This is a genomic window from Pelomonas candidula (genome assembly GCF_043555985.1).
GTDB classification, from domain to species: Bacteria; Pseudomonadota; Gammaproteobacteria; order Burkholderiales; family Burkholderiaceae_C; genus Pelomonas; species Pelomonas candidula.
Genome location: NZ_JBIGIC010000007.1, coordinates 289,157 through 301,743 on the forward strand (window position 1 = coordinate 289,157; position 12,587 = coordinate 301,743).

8 protein-coding genes are annotated in these 12,587 nt (G+C 70.8%); 3 read left to right on the plus strand and 5 right to left on the minus strand.

What is annotated here, in order from left to right; genetic code table 11:
* Nucleotides 1-187: 187 nt before the first annotated feature.
* The gene (locus ACG04R_RS16070) at nucleotides 188-928 is read left to right on the plus strand and encodes a PEP-CTERM sorting domain-containing protein (protein ID WP_394412592.1); all 741 of its coding nucleotides are present in this window, start codon (nucleotides 188-190) and stop codon (nucleotides 926-928) included.
* 32 nt (nucleotides 929-960) lie between these two features.
* On the opposite strand, the gene ACG04R_RS16075 is transcribed toward ACG04R_RS16070, so the two are convergent.
* Nucleotides 961-4,491 (minus strand): indolepyruvate ferredoxin oxidoreductase family protein, encoded by a 3,531-nt coding sequence (locus tag ACG04R_RS16075; RefSeq protein WP_394412596.1) that lies wholly within the window; start codon nucleotides 4,489-4,491, stop codon nucleotides 961-963.
* Between the two features lie 112 nt (nucleotides 4,492-4,603).
* Between ACG04R_RS16075 and ACG04R_RS16080 the strand changes: the two genes are divergently transcribed.
* Both ACG04R_RS16080 and ACG04R_RS16085 read left to right on the plus strand, forming a co-directional pair.
* Nucleotides 4,604-5,074, plus strand: a complete 471-nt coding sequence (locus ACG04R_RS16080; RefSeq protein WP_394412599.1) for an Lrp/AsnC family transcriptional regulator — start codon at nucleotides 4,604-4,606, stop codon at nucleotides 5,072-5,074.
* A gap of 31 nt (nucleotides 5,075-5,105) precedes the next feature.
* Nucleotides 5,106-6,122 carry a sensor domain-containing diguanylate cyclase gene (locus tag ACG04R_RS16085; RefSeq protein ID WP_394412603.1) on the plus strand — a complete coding sequence of 339 codons (1,017 nt, stop codon included), beginning with the start codon at nucleotides 5,106-5,108 and terminating at the stop codon, nucleotides 6,120-6,122.
* A 49-nt stretch (nucleotides 6,123-6,171) separates the two neighbouring features.
* Here ACG04R_RS16085 and ACG04R_RS16090 read toward each other — a convergent pair whose 3' ends face one another.
* The 4 genes from ACG04R_RS16090 to ACG04R_RS16105 are packed head-to-tail and all read right to left on the minus strand — an operon-like array spanning nucleotide 6,172 to nucleotide 12,586.
* Nucleotides 6,172-9,438: an ATP-binding protein gene (locus ACG04R_RS16090; RefSeq protein ID WP_394412606.1), complete on the minus strand. Its 3,267-nt coding sequence runs from the start codon at nucleotides 9,436-9,438 to the stop codon at nucleotides 6,172-6,174.
* 4 nt (nucleotides 9,439-9,442) lie between these two features.
* Nucleotides 9,443-10,420 carry an ABC transporter substrate-binding protein gene (locus ACG04R_RS16095; protein ID WP_394412609.1) on the minus strand — a complete coding sequence of 326 codons (978 nt, stop codon included), beginning with the start codon at nucleotides 10,418-10,420 and terminating at the stop codon, nucleotides 9,443-9,445.
* Complete coding sequence (locus ACG04R_RS16100; RefSeq protein ID WP_394412612.1) at nucleotides 10,417-11,382, minus strand: GGDEF domain-containing response regulator; 966 nt, start codon at nucleotides 11,380-11,382, stop codon at nucleotides 10,417-10,419. The genes ACG04R_RS16095 and ACG04R_RS16100 overlap by 4 nt, the downstream gene beginning before the upstream one ends.
* Before the next feature lie 34 nt (nucleotides 11,383-11,416).
* Nucleotides 11,417-12,586 (minus strand): hybrid sensor histidine kinase/response regulator, encoded by a 1,170-nt coding sequence (locus ACG04R_RS16105; protein WP_394412615.1) that lies wholly within the window; start codon nucleotides 12,584-12,586, stop codon nucleotides 11,417-11,419.
* Between the last annotated feature and the right edge of the window lies 1 nt (nucleotide 12,587).

Genomic DNA, 12,587 nt, shown 5'->3' on the forward strand with positions numbered 1-12,587 from the left:
GCTGGGCTGCCTCTTCGGCGCACTGCTATGCGCAGTGTTCGGTCACCCCCTAAATTGGATGACTTCATCTTGCTGGGTGGCAAGGTGCACCGGTAATCGACTATGGTTGCGCGCCGTAGGCAGAAGCCGGTATGTCTGGCGGTTAGACCGTCGCGCTGCTGTACCGCATTCCCAGGGAGCAATGATGATGAAGCTGATGACCGCTATTGCGGCGGTGTGCCTTGCACAGGTGGCGCAATCCGCCACGCCGGAACACGTCAACGGATTGGGCGGTTGGCTTTCTAACACCACGTTCGCCTATTCGGCAGAGCCGGACGGCAGCCCTTCAACACTGCAGTTCGCGTCGGGGGCGATGGGGCTGGCCGTGATCGGCGCTGGCTTTGGCCCCGACGTGGATGGCAAGATCGCAAGCCTTTCGGTGTCGGCAACTGCCGACATGAGCAGTGTCGGTGCCAGTGTCACCGGCTCCAAGTTCTATCAGAGCTTCGCTGCTCAGGGTAAGGTCGACATCTCCATGCTTGATGGCCTCTCGGGCAACCTGCTGTCTGCCACTATCAGTGGCGGCTTGGTTCAGGTGGACGTGGTGACGCACCGGGCTACCGTGGAGCTGAATCTCGTAGGCTTGACGTCTGGCAGCCTCTACCTGACCGGGCAGCCGGCGACGCTCTCGCTGGATGGCATGCTTGCGACGGCACCCATGCTTGGCAATTGCAGCGACCACGCTTACAAGGCCACTTGCCTGCCGGGTGAGCAATTTCTGGATGACTTCATGCTGACCTCGAACTCGACGGCAGGCAGTTGGAAGATCTCGACAGGCGCCTTCGTCAGCGCCGTGCCTGAGCCCGGCACGGCGGCGCTGATGTTGCTGGGCACTTTGGCTCTGTCTTGGCTGGCCGCAGGTCGTTCCGCGGCAAAGGCTCGGAACTGACTCCAGGGCCTGTGAAGGCTGCGTATCGCGTCTCAAAGCTCCGCGACGCCCTTGACACGAACCGGTATGGCCACGGGCTGAGCGGCCATCTCGGTCGTGCGGCCGTGGAACTTGTCGAGCAGGGCTTGCCACTGCTTTTTCACCGCCCCGACGTTGGCGTGCTTCACATGCCCGTAGCCGCGGATCTTCTCGGGCAGGCGGGCCAGGTCGACGGCGGTGCCGAGGTTGTCGGCGGTCAGTGAGGCCAGCACCTCGTCGATGAGTCGCTCGTAGTCGGTGATCAGCTGCCGCTCCATGCGGCGCTCGTCGGTCTTGCCGAAGATGTCCAGCGCGCTGCCGCGCAGGCCTTTGAGCCTGGCCAGCCACTTGAAGGCGGTGAAGGTCCACGAGCCCATCTCGATCTTCTTCGCGCGGCCGTCGGCGCCGGGCTTGGAGATGAGCGGCGGCGCGAGGTGGAAGCTCAGGCTCGACCAGTTCTCGAACTGCGCCTTCATCGCGGTCTCGAAACGGCCGTCGGTGTACAGGCGCGCCACCTCGTACTCGTCCTTGATCGCCAGCAGCTTGGCGTAGTAGCGGGCCACGGCCTGGGTCAGGCGCTGGCCCTTGCCGAGCGGGGCCTCGGTCGCGCGCACGCGCTCGACCAACGCGCGGTAGCGGGCCGCGTAGGCGGCGTCCTGGTAGTCGGTCAGGAAGGCCACGCGGCGTTCGATCAGGCCGTCCGGCCCGTCGAGCTGGTCGAAGTTGAAGAGCTTCACGACGTTGACGTCGCCGGTCAGGCGCGCGATGGCGTCCGGCGCGGCGATGGCCAGGCGGCCCAATGCGAAGGCGGTCTTGTTGGCCTCGACGGCCACGCCGTTCAGCTCGATGGCACGCATCAGCGCCGCCTCGCTGACGGGAATGAGCCCGCGCTGCCAGCACGCGCCCAGCATGACGATGTTGCTGGGCAGCGTGTCACCCATCAGGCGCTGGGCGATGTCCTGCGCATCTACCGTGTCGAGCGCGCCGTGCTCGCCGACGGCGAACTTCATCTTGGCCAGCAGCGACTCGCCCTGCAGCGACGCGTCCGGGTTGCGCACGAAGCCCGCCGTCGGCAGTTCGTGCGTGTTGGCCAAGATGACGGTGCGGCCGGCCTTCACGGTACCCAGCGCGTCGGGTGACGCGCCGACCACCATGTCGCAGGCCAGCAGCACGTCGGCCTGCTGGGTGTCGATGCGCACCTGGTTCAGCAGGTCCAGCGTCGGCGCGACGCGCACGAAGGAGAGCACCGCGCCGCCCTTCTGTGCAAAGCCCATGAAGTCCAGCACCGAGGCCTGCTTGCCTTCGAGGTGGGCCGCCATCGTCACCAGCGCGCCAACCGTGACGACGCCCGTGCCGCCGACGCCGGTGACCAGCATGTCGAACGGCCCCGTCCAGTGCCAATTGGCGGGCGGCTGGATGGCTGCGATTTCTCGCGCCAGATCCTGCGGTGTGTAGGCTGCGCCGGCCTTCTTCTTCAGCACCGGATCGTGCACGGAGACGAAGCTCGGGCAGAAGCCGTTCACGCAGGAAAAATCCTTGTTGCAGCTGCTCTGCTCGATGGCGCGCTTGCGGCCCCAGTCGGTCTCGACGGGCACGACGCTCAGGCAGTTGCTCGCTACGCCGCAATCGCCGCAGCCCTCGCAGACGGCCTCGTTGATGAAGATGCGCTTGGGCGGGTCGGGGAACTCGCCCTTCTTGCGGCGCCGGCGTTTCTCGGCGGCGCAGGTCTGGTCGTAGATCAGCACCGTCACGCCGTCGATGTCGCGCAGATTGCGCTGCACGGCGTCCATCTCGCTGCGGTGGTGGAAGGTCGTGCCGGCCGGGAACAGGCCGTGGTGGCCGTCGTACTTGGTGATGTCGTCGGACACGACGACCAGCCGCTTGACGCCCTCGGCCTCCACCTGGCGCGCGATCTGCGGCACGCTGGTCTGGCCGTCCACCGGCTGGCCGCCGGTCATGGCCACCGCGTCGTTGTAGAGGATCTTGTAGGTGATGTTGGCCTTGGCCGCGATGGCCTGGCGGATGGCCAGGTAGCCCGAGTGGTAGTAGGTGCCGTCGCCGAGGTTCTGGAAGACGTGCTTCTCTTTCGTGAAGCGTGAATGCGCCGCCCAGTCCACGCCCTCGGCGCCCATCTGGATCAGGCCGGAAGTGCCGCGCTCCATCCAGCTCGCCATGAAGTGGCAGCCGATGCCGGCCAGCGCGCGCGAGCCTTCGGGCAGTTTGGTGCTGGTGTTGTGCGGGCAGCCCGAGCAGAAGTAGGGCTGGCGGCGCACGCCGTCGGCCGCGTTGCTCAGCAGGCAGGGCGTCAGGAAGTCGACGACGAGGTGGCGGCGGTCCAGCGCGGGGTTGAGTCGCGCCAGCCAATCGGCCACCGTGCCCATGATGCGACTCGGCCGTAGCTCGCCGAGTGCCGACAGCACCGGCGCGCCGTGCTCGTCCGTCTTGCCGACGACGCGCGGGCGCTGGAAGTCGGGCAGGTGGTAGAGCAGTTCCTTGATCTGGCGCTCGACGACCGGACCTTTTTCCTCGATGACGAGCACGTCCGTCAGGTTGGCGCAGAACTCGGTGATGCGCGTCGGCTCCAGCGGGAACACGAGGCCCACCTTGTAGACACGCACGCCGGCCGCTGCCAGCGCGTTGGGGTCCAGGTCCAGCCGGCGCAGCACTTCCATGAAGTCGTAGTGCGCCTTGCCCACGGTCACGATGCCCAGCGTCGCGGCCGGGCTGGTGACGATGTGCTTGTCGATGCTGTTGACCTTGGCGAAGGCCTTCACCGCGTCCAGCTTGTGCGCGAGGCGCGATTCGAGATCGAGCGAGGGCAGGTCGACAGCGCGGATGTGCAGGTTGGTTGGCGCGACGTAGTCGACGGCGTGCTCGAAGTCCAGCGGCACCGCGTCGAGGTCGACCGTCATGCCGCTCTCGACGACCTCCGAGATCGCCTTGAAGCCCACCCACGCGCCCGAGAAGCGCGACAACGCCCAGCCGTACAGGCCGAACTCCAGGTACTCGGCCACGTTGGCCGGGTGCACCAGCGGCATGCTCCAGGCCTGCAGCGCCTGGTCGCTCTGGTGTGGCGTGCTGCTGGACACGCAACCGTGGTCGTCGCCACAGACGACCAGCACGCCGCCCTGCGTCGACGTGCCGTAGACGTTGCCGTGCTTCAGCGCGTCGCCCGAGCGGTCCACGCCGGGGCCCTTGCCGTACCACATCGCAAACACGCCATCGACGGTGCGCTGCGGGTCCAGCGCCACGCGCTGCACGCCAAGGCAGGCGGTTGCGGCGAGGTCTTCGTTGATGGCGGGCAGGAACTCGACGTGGGCGGCGTCCAGGAACTTCTTCGCCTTCCACAACTGCTGGTCCACCATGCCCAGCGGCGAGCCGCGGTAGCCGCTGACGAAGCCGGCCGTGTTCAACCCGGCGCGCTCGTCCTGCTTCTTCTGCGCCAGCAGCAGCCTCACCAGGGCCTGCGTGCCGGTCAGGAAGACCGCGCCGCTGTCGGCCGCGAGGTTGTCGCTGAGCTGGTAGGCGCGCAGGGTGTCGGTCATGGGGCAGCTCCGTGTGGGGCGCAAATTCTTTCTCTGCACGGCCGGATGAACTTGCCTCAATGCCGGTCGGCGAGTCTTCCAATGAGATGATTTATCTCCAAAGAGGTCAATCATGGAAACAAACGAACTCGACCGCGCCAGCCTGCAGATCCTGCAGATGCTGCAGGCCGACGCGCGGCTGTCCACGCAGGCGCTGGCCGAGAAGGTGGGCCTGTCCGCCACGCCGGTGTGGCGGCGCGTGAGGGAGCTGGAGGACCGCGGCGTCATCCGCGGCCAGGTCGTGCTGGTGGACCGCGAGAAGGTGGGGCTGTCCATCCTCGTGCTGGCGCACGTCAGCCTGGTGCGGCACAGCGAGGGCGCGGTGGAGCAGTTCGAGCAGCTCAGCGCCACGCGTCGCGAGATCATCGAGTGCCACGCCATCACCGGCGAGGCCGACTACGTCATCAAGGTCGTCGCGGCCGACATGAAGGCCTACGACCAGTTCCTGCAGCAGCACATCTTCAAGCTGCCGGGCGTCAGCAGCGTGCGCAGCAACGTGGTGTTGCGCGAGGTGAAGTACGAGACGGCGCTGCCCGTGGGCTAACCTCGCGCGGTCGCATTGCCGTCGGTTGTCCATGGATTCCTTCTTCGCCCAGCTCTCCGATTCCGTCTCCAAGGCCCGCACGCTGGAGGACCTCACCCGGCCGCTGCTGGAAATGCTGGAGGCCGTGTCGGGCCTGGAGTCGACCTACCTGACGACCGTCGACCTCGCCGAAGGTCTGCAGCACATCGTCTACGCCCGAAACTCGCGTGAACTGCAGATTCCCGAGGGCCTGACCGTGCCCTGGGGAGACACGCTGTGCAGGCGCGCGCTGGACGAGGGCCGCCCCTTCACGGACGACGTCGGCGGCTTCTGGGCGGACTCCGGCGCCGCGCGCGACCTGGGCATCCAGACCTACGTCAGCACGCCGGTGCGCACCGATGACGGCGCCCTCTACGGCACGCTGTGCGCGGCCAGCTCGCAGCGCCGGCCGATGCCGCCCGATGCCGGGCACGTGCTGCGCCTGTTCGCCAGCCTCATCGAGCAGCACGTCGCGCGCGAGCGCCTTGTCGAGCAGCTGCAGCAGGCCAACTCCGAACTGCGCACCCAGGCGCTGACCGACGCGCTCACCGGCCTGCTCAACCGCCGAGCGCTGATGCTGGAGCTGGCGCGCCTCAACTCGCTGGCCCACCGCACCGGCAGCTGGCTGCTGGCGGGCGCTATCGACCTGGACGGTTTCAAGCAGATCAACGACGGCCACGGCCACGACGCCGGCGACGAGTTCCTGCGCGGCGTTGCCAGCCGACTGCAGGCGGCGCTGCGTGCTGGCGATGTGCTGGCGCGCATGGGCGGCGACGAGTTCGTCGTCATCGGCCTGGGCCCCCGGCTCGCCGAAGATGGTGCCAACGCGGCCCAGCTGATGCGCGCCCGGCTGGCGGCCGCCACCGTGGGCGACTACCGGGTCGGCCCGACGACGCTCTCCTACGACGGCGCCAGCGTCGGCGTCGCCTGCCTGGACCCGTCGCAGGCCGGCGCGGAGGAGGTGTTGCGGGAATCGGATGCGGCGATGTATCGCGTCAAGCTGGAACGGCGGCGCGTGACGCAGCACTGAGGCCGGCCCAGGGGCGAGGTCGCCGCGGCGGCCGGACGAAGGCCCGCGCCTAGGCGGACAGCTGCGCTGCCGCCGTCGCGAAGTCCAGCCGGCCGACGCCGTCGCGCAGCGCCGTGAAGCGGGCCTCGTCCAGCGTGGCACGCAGCGAGGGCGCCAGTTGCTCGAACAGGTCCAGCGCGGCCAGGTCCTGCACCTGCAGCGCCTGGCGCAGCCGCGCGAGCGAGGCCTCATCCAGCGGCGGGGCGGTGCGCGGTTCGGCCTGCTGCTGGGCGGCCTTGTGGCGCTGCAGCCAGGGGCGGGCCTGGGCCGTCAGCGCCGCCATCAGTCGTGCGACCTCGGCGAGCTCGGCATCGAAGGCCTCGCCGGCGCGGGCGTGGGTCTCGCCGCGGTGGGCCGCGTCGCGCAGCGGCCGGGCCGCCATCAGCCCGGCGCTGCCGGCGAGCTTGTGCAGCCGGGCCGCGGCGGCAGGCGCGTCCAGCGGCGGCGGCGGCTCGGTGGCCAGGTCGGCGAACTCGTCGATGAGCCGCTCCAGCAGCCGGGCAAAGAAGTTCACGTCGCCCAGCAGCCGCTGGCGGGCCTCGTCGCGGGTGATGCCGTCCAGCTGCGGCCACGGGTCGTCCTGCGCCGGCGCCTCGGCCGCGCGGGCGGCCACCGGCAGGCGCCCGCCACGCGCGCGCTCCACGTGCTGGCGCAGCAGCAGCACCAGGGCCGAGGGATCGAAGGGCTTGCTGACGAAGTCGTTCATGCCGGCCTCCAGCGCGCGCTGGCGCTCGCTGAGCAGCGCGCCGGCTGTCAGCGCCAGGATGGGCAGCTCGCGCAGGCCCAGCTCGGTGCGGATGCAGCGCGCCGCGGCCAGGCCGTCCAGCACGGGCATCTGCACGTCCATCAGCACCGCGTCGAAGCCTTGCGGCCCGGCCCGCAGCCGCTCGACGGCAAGTGCACCGTCCTGCGCCAGCGTGACCTGCGCGCCTTCGTCTTCCAGGATGCGCTGGGCCACTTCGAGGTTGATGGGGCTGTCGTCGGCCACCAGCACCCGCACGCCGGGCAGCAGCCGCACGGCGGACGCGCCGCGCGCGCCGTCCAGCAGCGACCCGGCCGCGCCGTGCCCGGCCAGCGCCGCGTGCACGGCGTCGAACAGGCTGGACACGTCGGCCGGCAGGCGCAGGCCCGCGGCATCCTGCACCGTGGCCGCACGGCTCATCAGCACGCAGGGCAGGCCGGCCAGGCGTGCCTGCAGGGCCTGGCGAGGCGCGGCCTCCAATGGCAGCAGCAGGCGGTGGTCCAGCAGCAGCAGGTCGGGCGGCGCGCTGTCCAGCCGGGCCTGCAGCGCCGCCGCGTCGGCCACGGGCTCGGCCAGCCAGCCCAGGTCGGCGCACAGGCGCTGCAAGGCCTCGCGCTGGACGAGGTCGTCGCTGGCCAGCAGCAGCGCCAGCGGGCGCGACGACAGCACCAGGCCGCGGGCCACGTCGGCCGGCTCGAACGGCAGGTGCACGACGAAGCGCGTGCCTGCGCCGGGGCTGCTGCTGACGTCCACCTTGCCACCCATCAGCTCGCACAGCTGCCGCACGATGGACAGGCCCAGGCCCGTGCCGCCGTAGCGGCGCGACGTGGAGCTGTCGGCCTGGGTGAACGGCGTGAAGATGCGCGACAGGGCCTCGGCCGGGATGCCGATGCCGCTGTCCTCGACGGTGATCTCCAGCACCACGGGCCGGGCGCTCGCATTCGCGCAGCTGGCGCCGACGCGTACCTCGCCCTCGCCGGTGAACTTGATGGCGTTGGAGACCAGGTTGCCGACGATCTGGCGCAGCCGCGCGCCATCGCCCAGCAGCAGCGCCGGCAGGGGGGGCGACACGTCCAGCTGCAGCGCGATGCCCTTGCCCCTTGCCTGCTCGGCAAACAGCGCGGCCACGTCGCGCAACAGCGCATGCGGATCGAACGGCGCGGCCTCCAGCACCATCTCGCCGGCTTCGATCTTGGACAGGTCCAGCACGGCGTTGATGATCTCCAGCAGCGAGCGGCTGGCGTTGCCGATCTTGACGACCAGCTCGCGCTGCGCCGGGGCCAGCTCGCCGCGCTCCAGCAGCGAGTTCAGCCCCAGCACGGCGTTCATCGGTGTGCGGATCTCATGGCTCATGTTGGCCAGGAACTGGCTCTTGGCGGCGCTGGCGGCGTCGGCGGCCAGCATGGCGTGGCGCAGTGCATCGGCGGCGGCACGGCGCTCGGTCACGTCCTGCACGGCGCCCACCAGCCGCACGACGCGGCCGTCCACCCGCTCGGCTGCACCCACCGAGTGCAGCCAGCGCGGCGCGCCGTCCGCGCCGGGCACCTCCAGCTCCAGGTCCCAGCCCTCGCCGTTGGCTCGCGCCAGCGCCATGGCCTGGCGCAGCCGGCGCTCGGACTCGGGGGCGAAGCAGCCCAGCATCGCGGCGACGTCGACGACGTGATGGGTCGGCAGACCCAGCAGCCCCCGCGTCTCGCCACTCCATGACAGGTGATCGTCCGCCAGTTCCAGCTCCCATCCCCCTACGCCGGCCATCTTGCCGGCGCGGGCAAGGAAGGCCTCGCTGCGCGACAGCAGCCGGTTGCTGTCGCGCAGCGCCGCGTCGCGCTGCTGCAGCGCGCCCGTCATCGCGTCCAGCGCCTGCGACAACTGGCTCAGCTCGTCGCCGCCGGGCAGCCGGCTGCGTGCCGACAGGTCGCCGCCCTCAACGGCACCGGCCACCTCGCGCAGCCGGTCGATGGGGGCCAGCACGCGGCGGTGCAGCAGCCAGGCCAGCACCAGCGTCAGCGCCAGCACCAGGCTGTGGGCGGCGACGGCCATCCAACGCTGGTGCACGGCGTCCACACTGCGCTGACGTGCCAGCTCACCTGACAAATCGAAGGCACCGTCGCTGACGCGGCGCGTCTCGTTGACGAGCTGGTCGGTCAGCATCTCGCGGCGGTCCAGCGCGTCGCTGCCGTCCTGGCCCGCGGCGCGCAGCGCGGCGAACAGTTGCGGCAGCGTGCGCGCGGTGCCCTGCAGGTCGTCGACCTGGTCGGCGCTCTCGGGGCCGTCGGCCGCATAGTCGGCCAGCGCGCGCGTCAGCCGTTCGTGCACGAGGCCCCACTGCCGTGCGGCGCGGTCGCTGCGGTGCAGCCCGTAGTCCTGCGTCAGCACAAGCAGGCCGGCAGCGTCGCGGGCGATGACCTCGACGATCTCGCGCTGCGCGTCGTTGCGCGCCGAGGCCTGGCGCTCCAGTTCGATGCTCGTCAGCCGCAGCGAGACGATGGCCAGCGCGGCGATCACGCAGGTCATCAGGGCGGGGCGAAGTCGCATGCCCCTACTTGATCAGTGTCACGGCCCTCGGGTCAAGTGCCCGCAGTGGTTCCACACGCATGATTTCTAGGAAGTCGGGCTTGCCGCCACGCTCCACCAGGTCCTCGCGCACCGCCCAGCGCGACTCGGCCTCCAGCGTCGACAGCAGGTTCTGGCTCAGGACGAGGCGGAACTCATAACCGTCCAGCCGCTCGGCGGCTGTTTTGGTGTCGGTCCGCCAGCGCGCCGCGAGCAGGGCCTGCGCGCGCGCGGGCTGGCTGTTGAGCAGGTCGACGCCGCGGCGCGCAGCGCGCAGCACGCGCAGCAGGCTGTCCTGGCTCAGCCCCGGCTGGGCCACGAGGTTGACCATCAGCGCGTAGGGCAGCAGCGTTTTGAGCACCAGGCCTTTGGCGCCCAGTTGCTGGACGGCCTGCGGGCCATAGGGGCGGTAGAGAGCGGCAGCGTCGATGTCGCCGCGCAGCAGCGGGTCGATGCCGGCGTTGGGATCGATGAAGACGATGTTGACTGCGTCGCGCGGCACGCCGTTGATGAGCAGGAAGACGTTGGCGAAGTAGTGCGCGCTGGTGCCGCGCACGACGCCCAGGCGTTTGCCGGCCAGGTCGGCAGGTGTGCGTATGCCGCGGTCGGCGCGGGCCACGAGCGCCGTGTCGTGCACCGTCGTGCCGAAGCTGGCGACGATGTCGAAGCGGTGGCCAGCGTGCAGCGCGAAGACGATGGGCGTGTCGGCCACCGTCGCGACCTGGGCGTCGCCGTCTGTCAGGTGCTTGAGGCAGCGTCGCCCGTTGACGCACGGGATGACCTTGACGTCCAGCCCCTCGGCCGCGAAGTAGCCCTCCTGCGCAGCCAGCTGCAGTGGCGCGAACAGCGAGGTCTCGCCGATGGCGATGACCAGCGGCGCGGCGTGGGCGCCCAGGCTGGCCAGGCCCAGCAGCAGGGCGGCCCAGAGACGTGCCGTCGAGCGGCGCGGCGCTGCCGGCGTCATGGCCGGTAGGGCGCGGCGGCCTGGGCGCCGTCGGCCAGGAAGAGGCTGCCGGGGCCGGCGCGGCGCGCGGCGGCCAGCGCGGTCTCGGCGGCGGCGGCGACGTCGTGCTCGGGCGTGAGCAGGCCGATGCCGATGGCCAGCGTCAGCCCATCTCCGGCCGCCAGCCCCTGCTGCAGCCGGGTGGCCAGCGTGGCGGCGCCGGTGGCGGTGGTGTCGGGCAGCAGCAGCGCGAAGACGTCGTCGCCGTGCCGCGCGGCCAGGTCGGCCGGGCGCTGCAGCAGCTGCTGGGCCAGGCCGGCGACGTGGCGCAGCGCGTTGTCGGTGGCGCCCCGGCCGTGGCGCTGTTCGTAGCCGGCCAGGTCGTCGACGCCGGCCAGCAGCAGCGCCAGTGGCTGGCCGTTGCGGCGCGCGCGGCGGGTCTCCTGGGCAAGTTCGTCGTCCAGCTGGGCGCGTTCGGCCAGGCCGGTCAGCGCGTCGCGCCGCGCCAGGCGTACCAGGCGCTGGGCCGTGCGGCGCAGCCGCAGCTGCATGGCCACGCGGGCGCGCAGCGCCGGGCCGGCGACGGGCTTGGCGATGAAGTCGGCAGCGCCCAGCTCGAAGACGGCGGCCTCGATGGCGGCGTCGGTGTGCTGGGTGACGAAGACGATGGGCACGTCGGCGAGCAGCGGGTCGGCCTTCATGCGGCGGCAGACCTCGAAGCCGTCCAGCCCCGGCATTTCCGCGTCCAGCAGCACGAGCTCGGGCTGCCAGCCCTGGGCCAGCGCCAGCGCCTGCTCGCCGCTGGTGGCGAAGCGCAGCTGCGTGTAGCCGGCCAGCAGCCGGCCGAGCTGCTGGATCTGGCCGGGATCGTCGTCGACCAGCAGCAGTCGCGCGTCGCCCAGCGGCGGCAGCAGCGCGTCCAGCCGATGCGCCAGCGGGCCTGGCGCGGCGGGGGCGATGTGGAGCGGCAGTCTGAACGTCATGTCGCGTTGATTGTGGGGCCGCGGCCGGGCCGCCTCAATCGGCAGCGCGCAGCAGCAGCTCGAAGCGGGCGCCGTGGCCGGTGCCGTCGCTGTGCACCAGCAGCCGGCCGCCCATCGCGCGCATCAGCTCGCGGGTCAGCGTGAGGCCCAGGCCGGTACCGGGGATGGCGCCGCCGTCGCGCCCCAGGCGGTTGTAGGGTTCGAAGAGCTGCGCCATCTGGCTGTCACTGAAGCCGACGCCCTGGTCCTGCACGGCCAGCACAACTTCGCCGCCGCGGTCCTCGATCTCGATGTCGATGCGACCGCCGTCATCGCCGTACTTGAGGGCGTTGGACAGCAGGTTGTCCAGGCACTGGCGCAGCCGCCGCGCGTCGGCGCGGACGCGCACGGGCCATGCCGGCGTGGGCAGGTGCAGATGCACGCCGGCCTGGGCCGCCTGGGCCTGCGCGGGCATGCAGGCCTGTTGCAGGAAGCTGTTCAGCTCGACCTCGGCGGTCTCGACGTGGAACTGGCCGGACTCCATGCGTGCGACGTCGGTCATGTCGTCCAGCAGTCCGCGCAGCCGTTCCACGGCTTCGAGGATGTGGGACAGCTTCTCGGCCTGGCCGGCCTGCAGCGGCCCGGCCTGCATCAGCTGCGCGAAGCCCTTGATGACGTTGACCGGGTTGCCGATCTCGTGGGCGAGGTAGGACAGCATGGAGGCCTGCGGCGCGACGGCCACGAGGTCTTCGGCGTGGGCCGCGCCGGCGCGCAGCTGCAGGCGAAGCCGCGCCAGCACCTGCACGTCGTCGAAGGGCTTGCGCAGGAAGTCGTCGCCGCCGGTGCGCCGTGCCTGCGCCTCGGTGCCGGCATCGCCGTGACGGGTGGCGAAGACGATGGGCAGGTCGTGCAGCGCAGGCATGGCGCGCATGCGGCGGCAGACCTCGAAGCCGTCCACCCCCGGCAGCTCGATGTCCAGCAGCACGAGGTCGGGCCGCTGCTGCAGGGCCAGGCGCAGTGCGTCCTCGCCGTTGGTGGCGAAGCTGACCTGGGCGAAGCCCTTGAGCAGGTGGCCCAGGTGCTCGATGGCGTTCAGGTCGTCGTCGACGACCAGCAGGCGGATCGGGGTGCTGCCCGAGGCCTCGTCGTCGGCCATGGCGCTGGGGCGGGCCCGCAGCGGTGGTGGACGACGCGGCCGGCAGGGGGTGATGGCAATGGTCGGCATG